General features: G+C 63.5%; 13 protein-coding genes. 8 read left to right on the top strand and 5 right to left on the bottom strand.

Features of this window, described 5'->3' with window-relative positions:
* The first annotated feature begins 158 nt into the window (after nucleotides 1-158).
* Nucleotides 159-1754 carry an EAL domain-containing protein gene (locus E4P32_RS22880; protein WP_116436209.1) on the top strand — a complete coding sequence of 532 codons (1596 nt, stop codon included), beginning with the start codon at nucleotides 159-161 and terminating at the stop codon, nucleotides 1752-1754.
* Nucleotides 1755-1888: 134 nt separating this feature from the next.
* Nucleotides 1889-3496 (top strand): EAL domain-containing protein, encoded by a 1608-nt coding sequence (locus E4P32_RS22875; RefSeq protein ID WP_116436208.1) that lies wholly within the window; start codon nucleotides 1889-1891, stop codon nucleotides 3494-3496.
* On the opposite strand, the gene E4P32_RS22870 is transcribed toward E4P32_RS22875, so the two are convergent.
* On the bottom strand, nucleotides 3493-4464 hold the full coding sequence (locus E4P32_RS22870; protein WP_116436207.1) for a LysR family transcriptional regulator: 972 nt from the start codon (nucleotides 4462-4464) through the stop codon (nucleotides 3493-3495). The two genes, E4P32_RS22875 and E4P32_RS22870, sit on opposite strands and share 4 nt — an antisense overlap.
* Nucleotides 4465-4595: 131 nt before the next feature.
* Between E4P32_RS22870 and E4P32_RS22865 the strand changes: the two genes are divergently transcribed.
* From E4P32_RS22865 to E4P32_RS22855, 3 genes are all read left to right on the top strand, one after another.
* Nucleotides 4596-5999: an MmgE/PrpD family protein gene (locus E4P32_RS22865; RefSeq protein WP_116436206.1), complete on the top strand. Its 1404-nt coding sequence runs from the start codon at nucleotides 4596-4598 to the stop codon at nucleotides 5997-5999.
* A gap of 90 nt (nucleotides 6000-6089) precedes the next feature.
* Complete coding sequence (locus E4P32_RS22860) at nucleotides 6090-7427, top strand: MFS transporter (protein ID WP_116436205.1); 1338 nt, start codon at nucleotides 6090-6092, stop codon at nucleotides 7425-7427.
* A gap of 30 nt (nucleotides 7428-7457) precedes the next feature.
* Complete coding sequence (locus E4P32_RS22855; protein ID WP_116436204.1) at nucleotides 7458-8243, top strand: methyltransferase domain-containing protein; 786 nt, start codon at nucleotides 7458-7460, stop codon at nucleotides 8241-8243.
* A 346-nt stretch (nucleotides 8244-8589) separates the two neighbouring features.
* Here E4P32_RS22855 and E4P32_RS22850 read toward each other — a convergent pair whose 3' ends face one another.
* From E4P32_RS22850 to E4P32_RS22840, 3 genes are all read right to left on the bottom strand, one after another.
* Entirely contained in the window at nucleotides 8590-9471 is an 882-nt protein-coding gene (locus E4P32_RS22850) for a sigma-70 family RNA polymerase sigma factor (RefSeq protein WP_116436203.1), read from the bottom strand.
* Nucleotides 9472-9927, bottom strand: coding sequence for a carboxymuconolactone decarboxylase family protein (locus tag E4P32_RS22845; RefSeq protein WP_116436202.1), 456 nt, complete (start codon nucleotides 9925-9927; stop codon nucleotides 9472-9474).
* 114 nt (nucleotides 9928-10041) lie between these two features.
* A complete protein-coding gene (locus E4P32_RS22840; RefSeq protein WP_233526751.1) occupies nucleotides 10042-10947 on the bottom strand; it encodes an EamA family transporter in 906 nt (301 codons plus the stop codon).
* 438 nt (nucleotides 10948-11385) lie between these two features.
* On the opposite strand from E4P32_RS22840, the gene E4P32_RS22835 reads away from it, so the two are divergent.
* Nucleotides 11386-13494 (top strand): TonB-dependent siderophore receptor, encoded by a 2109-nt coding sequence (locus E4P32_RS22835; RefSeq protein WP_116436200.1) that lies wholly within the window; start codon nucleotides 11386-11388, stop codon nucleotides 13492-13494.
* A 41-nt stretch (nucleotides 13495-13535) separates the two neighbouring features.
* Here E4P32_RS22835 and E4P32_RS22830 read toward each other — a convergent pair whose 3' ends face one another.
* A complete protein-coding gene (locus tag E4P32_RS22830) occupies nucleotides 13536-14297 on the bottom strand; it encodes an SDR family oxidoreductase (protein WP_116436199.1) in 762 nt (253 codons plus the stop codon).
* Between the two features lie 411 nt (nucleotides 14298-14708).
* On the opposite strand from E4P32_RS22830, the gene E4P32_RS22825 reads away from it, so the two are divergent.
* Nucleotides 14709-15779 carry an SMP-30/gluconolactonase/LRE family protein gene (locus tag E4P32_RS22825; protein ID WP_116436198.1) on the top strand — a complete coding sequence of 357 codons (1071 nt, stop codon included), beginning with the start codon at nucleotides 14709-14711 and terminating at the stop codon, nucleotides 15777-15779.
* A gap of 204 nt (nucleotides 15780-15983) precedes the next feature.
* Nucleotides 15984-17237: a DUF3142 domain-containing protein gene (locus E4P32_RS22820; protein WP_233526750.1), complete on the top strand. Its 1254-nt coding sequence runs from the start codon at nucleotides 15984-15986 to the stop codon at nucleotides 17235-17237.

Here is a 17237-nt window from a genome sequence, read left to right as displayed (position 1 = left end):
TTTAAAACAGCATCAATATCATTTCATCCATGACTTCAAAGCATGAATAAGCAAATGCGTGTTCCGGCCGCCACGGGCGTCGCCACGCGCGCGGGAATTTGCCCTACACTCATCTCAAAGCGGAGCAGCTCCAGACAACAACAGCGGGGAGAGCGGCCTTGAAACGATCGCGCGTCATCCTTATCACCATGGTGCTGACCATCCTGTGCGCCGTGCTGCCGCTGGCCTGCATGCTGTACCTGTCGTGGACGCGCGCGGTCAACGAAGAACAGACCCGCCTGACCCAATACGCTGAGCGCGCCATTGCGCGCGCCAACATTTCCTTCACTGAAATCCGCTCGGCGCTGCACGCGATCGAGCCGCTCAACGTACCGCCCTGCTCCGACGCGCACATCGCGCGCATGCGCCAGCTGACCGTCAACACGCGCTCGGTGGAAGAGATCGGCTATTTCCGCAACGGCTTCCTGCAATGCACCTCATGGGGCCGCACCACTGTGCGCGTGGCGGTGACGCCGCCAGACTTCGTCACCCTGGACGGCCTGCAGGTGACATTGCGCATGCTGCCCGTGGTTACCCAGAGCAATCCGATGATGTCGGTGCAATACGGTTCGCACAATGTGCTGACGGTGCCGTCGCGCTTCGCCGACGTGATCGTCGATCCGGGCATCCAGCTGGCTACCGCGACCGACCAGGGCTTCGTGCTGGGCGAGCAGAATTCCCCCGATCCGATGCTGGTGCGCGACATCATCGCCAACCCGGTCAACAGCGTTGACGACAGCTACCTGGTGGCGACCGCCCATTCCGCCGGCCTGATCGCCATCGCCATCGAGCCGCGCAATTTTCTGTTCAAGCGCCTGCGCCAGGAGCAATTGCTGCTGGTGCCGGTCGGCATCCTGGTGGCGGCGCTGCTGGTCGGCGCGCTGATCTGGGGTGTGCGCCGGCGCCTGTCGCCGCTGGGTGAACTAAGCATCGCGGTCAAGCGCGCCGAGTTCGTGGTGCATTACCAGCCCATCATTGAACTCGCCAGCGGCCGCTGCATCGGCGCCGAAGCGCTGGTGCGCTGGCGCCGTCCGGACGGCACCATGGTGCGGCCCGACCTGTTCATCCCGCTGGCGGAAGAAAGCGGCCTGATCCTGCCGATCACCGACCAGGTGATCCGGAGCGTGGTCAGCGAACTCAATGCGTTGCTGGTGGCAGACCGCGGCCTGCACATCGCCGTCAATTTGAGCGCTGACGACATCAAGAGCGGACGCGCACTGGACTCGGTCGCCGCCGCGCTCAGACACACCGGTATCGAGCCGCGGCAGATCTGGCTGGAAGCCACCGAGCGCGGCTTCATGGACGTCAACTCGGCGCGCGTCACGCTGACCAATGCGCGCAACACCGGCTACGCGGTCGCCATCGACGACTTCGGCACCGGCTATTCCAGCCTGTCGTATCTGCAAAGCCTGCCGCTGGACGCACTCAAGATCGACAAGTCCTTCGTCGACACCATCGGCACCGATTCCGCCACCAGCAGCGTGACGCCGCACATCATCGGCATGGCCAAGACGCTGGGCCTGCGCATCGTCGCCGAAGGCGTCGAAACGCAGGAACAAGCCGACTACCTGCGCAAGCACCGGGTCGAATACGTGCAAGGCTGGCTGTATGCCAAGGCGATGCCGGCGGCGGACTTCATCGCCTATTACCGGCTCAACCGCGCCCAGGTGCCAGAAGTCGTGGACGACGAGGACGACGGCCTGGCGCGGCCCTGATAGCGCTGACAGGCTGCTCTGTCGGTTGTTTAGCAACACACCGATGTTGCCAACAAGACAACTCCCGGGATTTGTGCCTACACTGGAAGACAGCAGGACATTTGCCCCTGCCATGTCCATGGAAGGAGCTCATCTTGGACCGTTCCCGCGCCATCGTCATCGCCACCGTGCTGGTCATCGTTTCCATCGCCGCGCCGCTGGGCAGCATGATGTACCTGGCCTGGACCCGCGCCGTCAACGAGGAACAAGGCCGTCTCGAATTGTTCGCCCGACGCGCCATCCAGCGCGCCAACATTTCGCTGCGCGAAATCCGTTCCGCGCTCTACGCGGTCGAGCCGCTCAACCTGCTGCCCTGCTCGCCCGATCACATCGCGCGCATGCGCCGCCTGACCATCAACACGCGCTCAGTCGATGAAATCGGCTACTTCGAAAACGGCCTGCTTAAATGCACTTCCTGGGGCCTGGTGAACGAGCGCGTCCAGCAGACGCCGGCCGACTTCGTCACCGAAGACGGCCTTGAAGTCACGCTGCGCATGCAGCCGCTGATCACCCAGGGCAACGCCATGATGGCGCTGCAATACCGCTCGCACAATGTGCTCACCGTACCGTCGCGGTTCTCCGACGTGATCGTCGACCCCGGCATGCGCCTGGCGGTCGCCACCGGCAGCGGCCACATCCTGGGCGACCTCAATGCGCCAGACCCCGAGGTGGTGCGCCGCGTGGTCGCCAACCCGGTCAACGGCATCGACGACGAGCGCCTGATTGCAGTGGCGCGCGGCGATAGCCTGGTCGCGGTGGCGATGGAGCCGCGCAGTTTCCTGTTCGAGCGCATGCGCGAAGAGGAGCTGCGGCTGGTGCCCATCGGCGTCGTGCTCAGCGTGCTGATGGTCGGCCTGGTGATGTGGAGCCTGCGGCGACGCTTGTCGCCATTGGGCGAACTGGAAATCGCCGTGAAGAAACGTGAATTCATCGTCCACTACCAGCCCATCATCGAACTGGCCAGCGGCAACTGCGTCGGCGCCGAAGCGCTGGTGCGCTGGCTGCGTCCGGACGGCAGCCTGGTGCAGCCCGATCTGTTCATTCCGCTGGCCGAAGACAGCGGCCTCATCATGGCCATCACCGACCAGGTCATCGACCACGTGATGGAAGACCTCGGCGAACTGTTGATCAACGACCGCAGCGTGCACATCGCCATCAACCTTGGCGCCGACGACATCCGCACCGGCCGCGTCATCGACGTGCTGCAGCACGCGCTCGCGCGCAGCGGCGTCGAAGCGCAGCAGATCTGGCTGGAAGCCACCGAGCGCGGCTTCATCAACGTGCTGCCCGCGCGCCTCACGCTGGGCAACGCGCGCGCCCTCGGCCACGCCGTGGTGATCGACGATTTCGGCACCGGCTACTCCAGCCTGTCGCACCTGCAAAGCCTGCCGCTGGACGCGCTCAAGATCGACAAATCCTTCATCGACACCATCGGCACCGACTCCGCCATCAGCAGCGTGACGCCGCACATCATCGGCATGGCGCGCACGCTGTTCCTGAAGATCGTCGCTGAAGGCGTGGAGACCGAAGAACAGGCCGAGTATTTACGGAGGCAGAAAGTCGACTATGCGCAAGGCTGGCTGTATGCGATGCCGATGCCGGCGGATGCATTCATCGCCTTTTACAAACAGAACCGCAGCGCGCAACAAGCCATCTCCCATGCAGCGCATGACGGCAGCATCATTTCAACCGATCAGGGCTAAATCGCGCCTGTCGCGGACGACCTCGCCATCTTGCGGCTGTAATCGACGCTTTCGCGTTCCAGCTCGGGCGCCATGCGTCGCACGGCGCGCAAGAAGTGTTGCGCCAGCGGCGTCAGCGTGACGCCGCGCCGGCGCACTAGGCCAATGGTGCGCGATACCGTAGGGCTGATCAGTGGCCTGACGGCGATGCGCGATGACATCTCGCCAGGCAGCGCCGATTGCGGTACCACCGAAATGCCCAATCCCGCTTCTACCAACCCCAGCGACGTCGTCAGGTGCTCGATCTCGACCGGCCGTTCGGGTTGCCAGTTCACCGCGCGCAGCGCCTGGTCGAGGATGATGCGGTTACCGCTGCCGGAACCGGAAATGATCAGCTGGTAGGGCTTGAGGTCGGTCCATCGCACTTCGGGCAGCGCCGCCAGCGGATGATCGATCGGGCAGACCAGGCAATACGGATCGGTCAGCAGCGCGTCGAACACGAAATCGGGATCCGGCAGCGTGGGAAAAGTCAGTCCGAGATCGGCCGTACCGTCGCGCACATTACGCGCCACCACCTCGACGGTGCCGTCGATCATGCGGATGCGCACGTCGGGGCGGCTCAGGCGATAGTCGCGGATGATGCGTGGCAGCAGTTGCTTGGCGACCGTCGGGATGCAGGCGACCACGATCTGGCCCGTGCGCGTGTCGCCGGCGTCGTCGACCAGCCGCAATGCCGCCGTCAGTTCCTGCAAACTGCGTTGCGCGCCAGGCAGGAACAATTGCCCGGCCGGCGTGAGCGCCACGCGCCGCGTGGTGCGTTCCAGCAGCGGCGTGCCGATCGCCGTTTCCAGCCGTTGGATGCGACGCGTCAGCGCCGATGCCGAAATATTGAGCGATAGAGCGGCGTCGGCGAAAGTCTGACGTTCGGCGACAGCGACAAAACCGCGCACGCCATCCAGATCGACACCAGAAAAATGCTTTTGACTCATCAATATCGCCTTTGCTCTTTCTCTCAATTATTTCCTGAAGCGCAATAATAAACACGAAACCTGCAATTTACAAACGAATACCTAGCGACCAATACTTGGCTCACCAAAAACTGATACTGATGAGCCAACTGATGAGTCACACCGACCAACTCCAGAACCCCTACACCCGCGGCATCGCCGACTTCGTCAGCACGCTGCGCTACGACGACATTCCCGCGCCGGTGATCGAGCGCATCAAGCTGCTGATGCTGGATTCGCTCGGCTGCGCGATCTACGGCACGCAACTGCCGTGGAGCCGCATCCTGATGGAGACCGTGGACCAGCTCGACGCCACAAAAACCTGCGCCGTCTGGGGCACCGGCCAGCGCGTGTCGGCGCCGCATGCGGCGCTGATCAACGGCACGCTGGTGCAGAGTTTCGAACTCGACGACGTGCATCGTGTCGGCGTGCTGCACGTCGGCGCAGTGACGCTGCCGGCCCTGTTCGCGGCAACGGAACTGAGCCCACGCATGGATGGACGCGACTTCCTGACAGCCTGTGTGGCGGGCTATGAAATCGGCCCGCGCGTAGGCATGTGCATGGGCCAGGAACATATCGCCCAGGGTTGGCATTCGGGCGCGACCGTCGGCGTGTTTTCGGCGGCGGCGGCGGCATCTGCCGCGCTGAAACTGACACCCGAACAGACCGTGCACGCGCTGGGCATCGCCGGCACGCAAGCCTCGGGGCTGATGGCGGCGCAATTCGGCGCCATGGTCAAGCGCCTGCATGCCGGACGCGCAGCGCAAAGCGGCCTGTACGGCGCGCTGCTGGCGCGCAACGGCTTCACCGGCATCATGGACGTATTTGAGAATCCTTACGGCGGATTCTGCAGCACCTTCTCGCGCTCGACCGACCGCTTCGACATGACCAAGCTGACCGCCGGCCTGGGCGAGCGCTTCGAAACCACGCAGATCGCGCTGAAGTTCTACTCCTGCGTCGGCAGCAACCACACCACGCTCGACGCCATCCGCAACATGCAGGCACGCCATCCGTTCGGCGCGGCCGACGTCGCGAAGATCCAGGTGTTCGGCTCGCGCGTGACCGTCGATCACGTGGGCTGGCCCTACGCGCCGCAAGGGCTGACCTCGGCGCAACTCAACCTGCCGTATTGCGTGGCGACGCTGCTGCTGGAAGGCGACGCCTTCGTCGAGCAATTCACCGAAGAGAAGGTGACCGATCCGGAACGCATCCGCGTCTCGCGCCTGGTCGAGGTGACTGAAGACCCGGCCATCACGGCGCGCGGTTCGGTGTATCGCCACATGGTCCACGTCAAGGTCACGCTGCGCGACGGCACCGTGCTCGACGAGACCGTGGAAACACCGCGCGGCAGCGAATATTCGTTCGCCTCGGCGGAACAAGTCATCGCCAAATTCCGCAAACTCACTTCGCACCGGCTGACGGCAGTGCAAAGCGAATGCATCATTGAACAAGTCATGCAGGCAGAAAAGATGAGCAGCGCAAACGATCTGGTGAAGTTGCTGGCGACTTCACATTAAGAAGCCTAAGCGCGACGACCAAGCTCACACAGGACGGCAAGATATAGATGCGTGCATCTTGCCGTCCACCCGCAGCAATCAGGAGACAACATGAACAACACGCAAGTCCCATCCGGCCCGGGCCGTCTGCGTTCGATCATCGGCGGCAGCGCCGGCAATGTGATCGAATGGTATGACTTCCTCGCCTATTCGATTTTTTCCATCTACTTCAGCAAGGCGTTTTTCCCCGGCGGGAACCTGACCGTGCAATTGCTCAACGCCGCGGCGATCGCCTCGGTCGGCTACGTAGTGCGCCCGCTCGGCAGCTGGCTGATCGGCACGCTGGCCGACCGCTACGGTCGCCGCCTGGCGCTGAGCCTGTCGGTGGCGATGATGAGCGCCGGTTCGCTGATCATTGCGCTCACGCCGACTTACGCCAGCATCGGCATCGCCGCGCCGGCGATCCTGGTGTTTGCGCGCCTGCTGCAGGGTTTCAGCATGGGCGGCGAAGCCGGCACCAGCGCCACCTATTTGAGTGAAATGGCGCCGCCGGGCCGACGCGGTTTTTTCGTCGGCTTCGTGCAGGTGACCGTGGTGATGGGCCAACTGCTGGCGCTGGGCCTGATGCTGTTGTTGCAGCGCGCACTGCTGACGGCGGAACAGCTCGATGCCTGGGGCTGGCGCATTCCGTTTTTCATCGGCGGCCTGCTGGCGATCTTTGCGATGTTCCTGCGACGCGGCATTGCCGAGACCGATGCGTTCGTCAAGCATGGCGGCGCACAGAGCAAAAACAATCGCGAGAGCCTGTTGTCGGTGCTGCTGCGCTACCGGCGCGAAGTAATCTGGAGCGTCGGCATCAGTATCGGCGGCACCGTGGCGTTTTACACGTTCACGATCTACCTGCAGAAATACATGGTCAACACCAGCGGCTTCAGCCGCGACCAGGCGACCCTGATCACCACCATCGCGCTGCTGATCTACATGGTGTTCCAGCCGCTGTACGGTTTGCTGTCGGACATGATCGGACGACGCAAGGTGATGATGATCTTCGGCATCGGCGGCACCTTCCTGACGATTCCCATCATGCATACGCTGGGCACGACCAGCAGCACCAGCACGGCATTCCTGTTGAACCTGGCGGCGCTCGGCATTCTCAGCGGCTTCAGCTCAATCCATTGGCTGGTCAAGTCGGAACTGTTTCCGGCCAAAGTGCGCGCGCTCGGCGTCGGCCTGCCGTTCGCCATCGTCACGGCGGTGATGGGCGGCACCACGGAGTTCGTCGCGCTGCGCCTGAAGGCGTCCGGACATGAACCCTGGTTCTTCTACTATGCCAGCCTGTGCGCGGCGATTTCGCTGATCACCTATATCGTCATGCCGGAAACCCGCCATACTTCGACCATCGACCGCGAAGCTGAAGAACCTGTCCACGATCTTACTGCGAGGCCATGAACCGACCGGACCAACTCGGGAGAGAACATCATGCAAACCAAACACGACATCTGGGACGCCTCGCAATACCAGCGCTTCGGCGACGAGCGGCTGCGACCGGCCATCGATCTGCTGTGGCATGTGCCGGCGATGGCGGCCACACCCACCCGCATTGTCGACCTCGGCTGCGGCACCGGCAATCTGACGGCGATACTCAAACAGCGCTGGCCTGACGCGGAAGTACTCGGGATTGACGGTTCCGACAGCATGCTGGACGCGGCGCGCCAGGCCACGCCGACATGCAGTTTCCTGCGCGCCGACATCGACGCCTGGGCGCCCGACGGCCCGCTCGACCTGATCTACAGCAACTCCACCTTGCAGTGGCTCGGCAATCACGTCGAACTGTTCCAGCGGCTGGTCTCGTTCCTGCGCCCCGGCGGCTGCCTGGCGGTGCAAATGCCGCTCATGCACGATGCGCCGCTGCGCGTGGCGCAGACAGAGCTGGCGCGTTCCGCCACTTACGCCGATGCATTGGGCCAGGTGCCGGATCGACGCTCGCTGCTGACCAGGGAAGGCTATTACGATTTGCTGCGGCCGCTGGCGGCGACGCTGGATATCTGGGAAACCACTTACCTGCATGTCCTGCACGGTGAAGATCCGGTCGTGCAATGGGCCAGCGGCACCAGCCTGCGCCCCTACCTGGACAAGCTGGAAGGCGAGCGCCGCACCGCCTTCCGCGAGGAATACGCGCAGCGCATGCGACAAGCCTATCCGCAGCGCGCGGACGGCGCCACGCTGGTGCCGTTCCGGCGGCTGTTCCTGATGGTCACTGTTTGAGGAATTCCATGGCGCCGGTCGGCGCTGTGTCTTCGCGTATCTCTTCACATTTCAATCACGCACGGTATTTCTCTTCACGGGAATACCGTGTGCAACGCCTCAACTCCCTCCCCTCGAAGATGTTTGCCTGCCTGATTGCAAAAATCAGAGTTTTCATACGACCGAAGAGCAGGCCGAGTACCTGCGCAAACAAAAAATCGACTACGCGCAAGGCTGGCGATACCGATGCCGGCGGAGGCGTTCATAGCGTTTCATTGGCAGAATCGAAGTGTGCGGGAGGTGGTGGCGCAGGCGGCGCAGACGGAAGGCGCCGTGCAGCGCGATCCGGGTTGAGGACTTCGCGGGCTCAATGCCTCGCCCCACTCGCTTGCAGATGCCTGAGCTTGTCCGGATTGCGCACCACATACACCTCCGCAATCCTCCCCTCCACAATCCGCAACGCCGTGCTCTGCAAAATGTCATCCGCTTCGCGCGTGATGAATCCCGGCAGGCCGTTGATCAATCCGTACATGACCACGCGCGAGCGGTTCAGCGCGAAGATGGGCGCCAGGTCCCGGTGCAGTTGCACGACCTCGGCGATGCCGTGGATCGGGAATGCGGATGCCGGGCGTTTGCCGCCGCCGTCGGCGTGCAGGGCGACGTCGTCGGCCAGCAGGCTGCGCAGGCTGGTGAGGTCGCCGCTGCGTGAGGCGGTAAAGAAGGCCGTGGCGATTTCGAGACCGCGGTCGGGCGGCAGGTCGAAGCGCGGGCGTTGCGCGCGCACGTTGGTGCGGGCGCGGCTGGCGAGCTGGCGGCAGGCCGCCGGTTCGCGGCCGATGATGTCGGCGATGTCGTCGAAGCCGACGTCGAATACGTCATGCAGCAGGAAGGCTGCGCGCTCCAGCGGCGACAGCCGTTCCAGCGCCATCATCAGCGGCAGCGTGACGTCGTCGAGCTCGTCCTCGGCGCTTTGCACCACCGGCTCGGGCAGCCATGGACCGATGTAGGTTTCGCGCTGATGGCGCGCCGATTTGATCTGGTCGAGACACAGCCGCGTGACGATGCGCCGCAGGTAGGCTTCGGCCGACAGCACTTGCGTGCGGTCGGTGCCGAGCCAGCGCAGGAAGGCGTCTTGCACGATGTCTTCGGCGTCTGCCACCGAACCCAGCATGCGATAGGCCAGCCGCACCAGCCGCGGGCGCAGCGGATCGAAGGAATCCGCTGCCTGCTGTTCAGGCGTGCGCTCCACTTACGCTGCCTGCTTCAGCGCCTCGTCGCCGAGGCGGAAGCCCACGCCGAAACGGTTGAAGGTGTTGATCACGCTGATCATCAGCGTGAGCATGACCTGCTCGGCCGGCGTGAACTGGCGTTCGACCTGGCGATAAACGTCGTCCGGCGCACGGCTTTCCGTCAGCAGGGTCAGCGCATCGGTCCAGGCCAGCGCGGCGCGTTCACGTTCGGTGTAGAGCGAGGATTCGCGCCAGGCATCGAGCATGTAGATGCGCTCTTCGGTTTCGCCATTCTTGCGCGCGGCGGCGGTGTGCATGTGCAGGCAGACGGCGCAGCCGTTGATTTGCGAGGCGCGGATTTTCACCAGTTCCATCAGGTCCGGTTCCAGGCCCATGCTTTCGACGGTCTGGGCGAAACTGATCAGCGGGCGGACCAGTTTCATCTCGGTGGCGTAGGGGTTCATTCGGGTGTGCATTTTCAGTCCTTGATCGTCAGGGAAGATTCCCGTTGATAAGACGAGGCAGCTACTGCCGATTGTGACATCGGCGCGCAAATTCTTGTACGCACCGATGATTTCCTTGCCGGAATTTCAAGTTTTCAGTTTCAGCCTTGCCAGCAACGGCGCCCCGAACAGGTTCACGATCAGCCCCACCATCAGCAAGGCGCCACCGATCAGGTGCACTGCCTGCAGCTCTTCGCCGAAAGCCAGCCAGCCGGTGGTCAGGCCGACCAGCGGCACCAGCAGCGTGAACGGCGCGATGCGGTTGACGGCGTAGCGCGACATCAGGAAGTTCCACACCGCATAGCCGAACAGCGTCGAGGCCCAGGCGATGTAGGCCACTGCGGCGAAGGATTGCAGGCTGAAATGCTGCAATGCCGAGCCGATTGCAGACGGTCCTTCGATCAGCCACGACAGCAATAGCAACGGCAGCGGCGGCACCAGGCTGGCCCACACCACGAACGCCACCTGGTTGATCGGACCGTGACGGCCGACCGCGCGGCTGACGATATTGCCGCATGCCCACATGGCCGCCGCCGCAATCGTCAGCAGGAAGCCATTGAGCGGCATGGTAGCGCCGTGCGCGCTGCCGATCAGCACCAGGCCGGCGGCGGCCAGCGCGAGGCCGGCCAGCTGGTTGGCGTGCCATTTTTCGCGCAGCCAGAGCACCGTCAACAACAAAGTGAAGAAGGACTGCGACTGCAGCACCAGCGAAGCCAGTCCGGACGGCATGCCGACGTGGATGGCGCTGAACAGGAAGGCGAACTGGCCGACCGACATGGTCAGCCCGAACGCCAGGTAAAGGCGCAGCGGCAGCTTGGGCGGACGCACGAACAGCAGCGCCGGAAACGCCGCCAGCAAGAAGCGCAGTGCCCCCAGCAACAACGGCGGCACGCCGTTCAGGCCGACCTTGATGATGGCGAAGTTGACGCCCCAGACCAGGATAACCAGCAGGACGAGCGCGATGTGGGCGGGGCGCATGGGTTGAGCGAGCATGTTTTTACCTTATGAGCATGACCTTGTGAGCATCGCGAAAAAAGCGACGGCTGCTGTCCTTCAGAGGCAGACATTTTATCGTTTCGTCACGCCTCGGGCTGCCCATCTTAGAGTGGTGCGGGATGACGTCAAGACTGGCGGCGGACAAGCGACGGACAGAATGCGCCATCGTCGCCCGGTGACGGCAGTTACCTATTCGATATCGAGCGATGCAGCCTCCTTCCCTCAAAGATCTTCGCCCGTTGGATTGCAGGAATCAGAGTTTTAGGACAATAGTGCATGAGCCACAGCCATTCACCGGCGCGCTTCATTACAATCCCGCCGCACACATCGTGTCCGTCACCCCCGCAGCAACATCAACGCGCCAGCCGCAGCCGCCAGGCGCGTGGGCGTGACGCCGGCAACCGCCAATCATCTTCTTTGGGAAGTCCTCGCTCCATGAACCACACCACCATCCGCCTTGCGGTCCTGGGTCTGCTCGCCTGCGTCCAGACCAATCACGTGCGCGCGCAGACCAATGCAGCGCCGACGGAACTGCAAGCCATCACCGTCACCGGAAACGGTGAAAAAGAACAATACCGCCAGTCGCGCAGCGCCAGCGCCACGCGCACCGACACGCCTCTACAGGAATTGCCGCAGTCGGTGCAGGTGGTGTCGCGCCAGCTGATGGACGACCTCCATGCCACCCGCCTGGACGACGTGCTGCTGTACGTCAGCGGCGTGGCGCGCCAGAACAATTTCGGCGGGCTGTGGGACAACTATTCGGTGCGCGGTTTTTCCGGCAATGAAAACGGCGGCATGAATATCCTGTGGAACGGCTTCGCCTCCAACCGCGGCTATGCGCCGCCGCGCGACGTCGCCAATGTGGAACGCATCGATTTCCTCAAGGGTCCTTCGGCCGCGCTGTACGGCAGCAGCGAGCCCGGCGGCACGCTCAACGTCGTGACCAGGAAGCCCCAATTCAAGGCCGCCAACACCCTCGACCTGTCGCTCGGCAGCAATGATTTTTACCGCAGCGCGATCGACTCGACCGGCGCGCTCAGCGACAACGTCGCCTACCGCCTCAACGGCGCCGCCGAGACCAAGGGCGGCAGCCGTGACTACGTGCGCAGCAAACGCGAATTCGTCGCACCGGCATTCACCTGGCTGCTCGGCAATCACACTACGCTCAACTACGAGGCGGAGTTCTTGCGCCAGATCGCGCCGATGGATCGCGGCATCGTGGCGGTCAACGGCCGCCTTGATACATTGCCGGCGTCGCGCTTCTTCGGCGAGCCGAACGACGGCAAGCTCAAGATGGACAACCAGAACCATCTGCTGACACTGGAGCATCAGATCAATGAGCAGTGGCACCTGCGCACCGGCGTGTTCCACAAGCAAGGTACTCTGGACGGCTACTCGACGGAGGCGTCGTCGCTGCGCGCCGACAACGCCACGCTGTGGCGCCAGCGCCGCTATCGCGACTATGCATGGCACAATACTTCGCTGCAGGCGGAGATCGGCGGCAAGTTCGATACCGGCGGCATCGGTCACGAGATCCTGACCGGCATTGAAGCCGACCGCATGACGCTCGACCAGCGCATGCTGCGCATCAATCCGAGCGCCGGTGCCCCGTATGCGATCAATGTCGGCAATCCGGTCTACGGTCAGCCTCAGCCGACGCCGCTGCCCAACACCGACACCTCTGAACGCCAGAGCAGCGCGGCGCTGTTCCTGCAAGACCAGATCAGCCTGGCGCAACGCTGGCGGTTGCTGGCGGGGGTGCGCTTCGATAGTTTCCGTTCGACGTTGAGCAACCGTCGCAACGGAATCAACACGCGTCAGGAACAGAGTGCGAGCTCGCCGCGCCTCGGCCTGACTTACCTGGCGACGCCGTCGGTGTCGCTGTACGCCGGCGTCGGCAAATCCTTCCGTCCCAACAGCGGCAGCGATGCCGGCGGCAATGCCTTCAGTCCGGAGACCGCGCGCGCCGCCGAAGCCGGGCTCAAGTACGAGAGCAGCGACCAGCAGGCCGGCGCCACGCTGGCGGTGTTCAACATCACCAAACGCAACGTCCTGACCGTCGATCCGGTCAACGCCTCCTACAGCATCGCCGCCGGCGAAGTGCGCAGCCGCGGCGTCGAACTGGACTTCAACGGCAAGTTCGCGCGGCACTGGCGCATTACCGGCAACCTGGCGTATACCGACGCCGCCGTCGCCAAAGACAACACACTGGCGGTCGGCGCGCGCCTGATCAATGTACCGCGCACTTCAGGCAGCCTGCTGACGGTGTATGAAGATGTCGACACGCAGGGCGGCGCCTATGGCGTGGGCGGCGGCATCAACTATGTCGGCGCGCGTACCGGCGACGCCGGCGGCAGCTTCATGCTGCCGGCCTACGTGACGGCGAAGGCGCTTGTGTACTGGCAAGTCACACCGGTCGTGCGCTTGTCGCTGGATGTCGGCAACCTGTTCAACAAGCGCTACTACGCCAGTTCCTACAGCAACGTCTGGATTGCGCCCGGCGACGAGCGCACGGTCACGCTCGGATTGAATGCCAGGTTCTGATATCGGATGTCGGGATCGCGGCATGAAGAGAGCCGCCGGCGTTACACCAGGCCGCCATTGGCGCGCAAAGTCTGGCCGTTGACCCAGTTGCCCGGCGCCGCCAGGAAGGCCACCGTCGCCGCAATATCCTCCGGCGCGCCCAGGCGTTCCAGCGGCGCGGCCTTGGACATGCGCTCGACCACTTCCGGTGATTTTCCGTCCAGGAACAGCGCGGTGGCGGTCGGTCCCGGCGCGACGGCGTTGACGGTGATCTGCTTGCCGCGCAATTCCTTGGCGAAGATGTTGGTCATGACTTCGATGGCGCCCTTGGTGGCGGCGTACACCGCATAGCCGGGCAATGCCAGGCCGATGACGCTGGTGGAGAAGTTGACGATGCGACCGCCCTGTTGCAAATGAGCGGCGGCGGCGCGCATGGTGTTGAAGCTGCCCTTCAGATTGACCGCGATCAGGCGGTCGAAGGTGGCGTCGTCAGTGTCGGCCAGCATCGGCAGGTTTGGCGGCATGATGCCGGCGTTGTTGATCAGCACGTCGACGCGGCCGAAGGCGGCGATGGTCTGTTCAAACAAAGCGTCGACGGCCTTGGGGTCGGCGACATCGGCCTGTACGGCGATGGCTTTGCCTTTGCCCTGGCCAGTTGCGAGGGCGTCGACTACCTTTTGCGCTTCGGTGGCGTTGCCGGCGTAGTTGACGACCACGGCGTAGCCTTGCCTGCCCAGTTCTTTGGCGATTTCCGCGCCGATGCCGCGCGAGGCGCCGGTGACGATGGCGACTTGCTGTGCTGTGGCGATGTTGGTTTGTTCCATGATGTGCTCCTGATGAATGATTGAAGTCGGGATACGCTGGCCGCGAATGCTGCGAATGCGATCCAGCCGATGAAGCTATTGTGAACCTTGGTCCGGATCGGATAAACAGCCTTAATCTGCTATCACTATTCGAAAATCACCAAGAATGGCATCGTTCATCACCTCAAAAAATGATATTGCCAAGCATCAGTCTCGCCTCTATGATGTACGACAACATATAAGTGTGAGCAGGCCGGCTACCCGCCGCGACCTGCCACCCAGGAGACCGCATCACCCCTTCTTTGCGACATGCCGCACCGGCATTTCCCGTCGCAGCGCACGCCTATATGGAACAAACCTGATTTCTTCGCCTGCTGCGGACCTGCTCCGACGGCCGGTGAAGCCGGCATTTTTTTCCACATGGAGACAACGATGAATCAAGAAGACAAGAAAAAACCGCCTGGTTTCGACGCAACTCGTCGTACAACATTGCTCGGCGGCCTGGCGATGGCCACCACCGCCCTGACCGCCAAGGCCCAGAGTTTCGACTTCAAGGCCAGCCAACGCTATCCCGACCCCAACGTGCAGGTGCTGGACAACAGCTTCCTCAAATACCGCCTGTACAGCTCGACGGTGGAACAACTGGCGACTGGTTTCCGCTGGGTCGAAGGTCCGGTCTGGTTCGGCGACGGCCGCTATCTGCTGTTCAGCGACATCCCCAACAACCGCATCATGCGCTGGGACGAAGTCACCGGCACGACCTCGGTATTCCGCAACCCGGCCAACTTCACCAATGGCCTGGCGCGCGACCGCCAAGGCCGCCTGATCGCCTGCGAGCACCTGACCCGCCGCATCACGCGCACCGAATACGACGGCCGCATCACGGTGCTGGCCGATAATTACAACGGCAAGCGCTTCAACTCGCCCAACGACATCATCTGCAAATCCGACGGCTCGATCTGGTTCACCGATCCGCCGTTCGGCATCGCCGGCGAATGGGAAGGCGACAAGCAAACTTCCGAGCTGCCGCACGCGGTCTACCGCATCGACGGCCAGAGCGGCAAGCTGAGCCTGATCACCGATGCGCTGGCCGGCCCCAACGGCCTGGCTTTCTCGCCCGATGAAAAAGTCATCTACATCGTCGAGTCGCGCGCCACGCCGAACCGCCTGATCTGGGCCTATCAGCTGACCGACAACGGCACCAAACTCGGTTCGCGCACGCTGGCGGTCGACGCCGCCGGTCCAGGCGCGATCGACGGCTTCAAGGTCGATGTCGACGGCAACCTGTGGTGCGGCTGGGGCAGCAACGGCGCGCTCGACGCCAAACCGTCCGAGCTCGACGGCGTGCGCGTGTTCACGCCGCAAGGCAAGGCCATCGGCCACATCCACCTGCCGGAACGCTGCCCGAACCTGGTGTTCGGCGGGGCGAAGAAGAACCGCCTGTTCATGGCCAGCAGCCATTCGCTGTATGCGGTGTACGTGGATACGCGCGGCGCGGTGTAGTTCTTCGTCAACGCCGCTTGCGCTGCGCCGCCTGATCGATCGGGCGGCGCTTCGTTCTTCTCCTGCCATTCACCATTCGCGTGAATAAATCCCCCGCGCCTCAGCGCAGCGTCAGACGGATAAACTAGAATGATTGCCTGTGCCGCGTCTGCGGCCTGATCTCTGTCAGCTCCGATTCCCAACCTGTACTTCCCCACACCACACATGCTGCGCTGCCCCCCATTCGGCTTGCAATCCCGCCACCGGCGCCTGCGTTCGATTTCCGTTCTGCTGCTTCTCTCAATCTGCGGCCTGCTTGCCGCCTGCCAGCGCGCGCCACAAGTCTTGCCGCAACAGGCGTACATCTGGCAACGTCAATGGAGCCCGGCCGTTGCTGCCGCCATGCAGGCCAGCGACCAGCTGGTCGGCGGCTGGCGCGTACTCGCTGGAGAACTCTCCGCTCAACGTCAATGGAAGATCGCCAATCCCGACTGGCAGGCGCTGAAGACGACGCAGCACGCCATCGCGATGGTGGTGCGGCTGGATGGCCAGACCGAGTCGCTCGATGCCGCCACGCATGCGCGCATCAGCGATCTGCTGGCGCGCTGGCGGCAACAAGGCGTGCCGGTCGCGGGCGTAGAAATCGACTACGACTGCCCGACCTCGCAATTGCCGGCGTATCGCGATTTCCTGGCAGGACTGCGCCAGAGCCTGGACCGCGACACCACGCTGTCGATCACCGCGCTGCCGACCTGGCTCAACAGCCCCGAGCTGAGCAAGCTGCTGGCTGTCGCCGATGAATCGGTGTTGCAGGTGCATGCGGTGATGAATCCACGCCAGGGCCTGTTCGACGCCGAGCGCGCACAAGCGTGGCTGAAAGCCTATGCAAAACAGACCACGCATCCGTGGCGCGTTGCGCTGCCGTCGTACAGCACGCGCGTGAGCTGGGACGACAACGGCCGCATCAGCACCGTTGAAAGCGAACGACCCCTGCTGGCGTCCGGCAGCGCCGCGCAGGAACTGACGGCCTCGCCGGCGGTGGTGAGCGCCTTCCTTGCACAACTGGACAAGAATCCTGAACCCGGCCTGGTCGGCGTAGTCTGGTTCCGCCTGCCGACCGAAGACGACGTACGCAACTGGAGCCTGCCGACCTGGCAAGCGGTGCTGGCGCGCCAGCCGCTCAAAGCGGCCGTCACGGTGGAAGCGCAGGTCAATACGCAAAATACGCAAGCCGGCCTGCACGACCTCACGCTGCGCAACAACGGCAACGCCGACAGCGCGCTGCCGCTGATCGTGCGCATCGACGCGGCATCGGCCTGCGACGCCGCCGACGGCATCAACGGCTACGCCCTGGAAGCCGACGCCCAGGGAAAATATCTGCGGCGCACGCACGACGGTCTGCTGCGCGCCGGCTACCAGCGCAACATCGGCTGGGCGCATTGCGGACAACAACACATCCAACTCCATGTGGAACACTGA

Origin of the sequence: Herbaspirillum sp. 3R11 (assembly GCF_004563925.1) — a bacterium.
In the GTDB taxonomy this organism is placed as follows: domain Bacteria; phylum Pseudomonadota; class Gammaproteobacteria; order Burkholderiales; family Burkholderiaceae_D; genus Herbaspirillum.
Note: the sequence above shows the minus strand (reverse complement) of the source record. Positions and strands in the feature narration are given on the sequence as shown.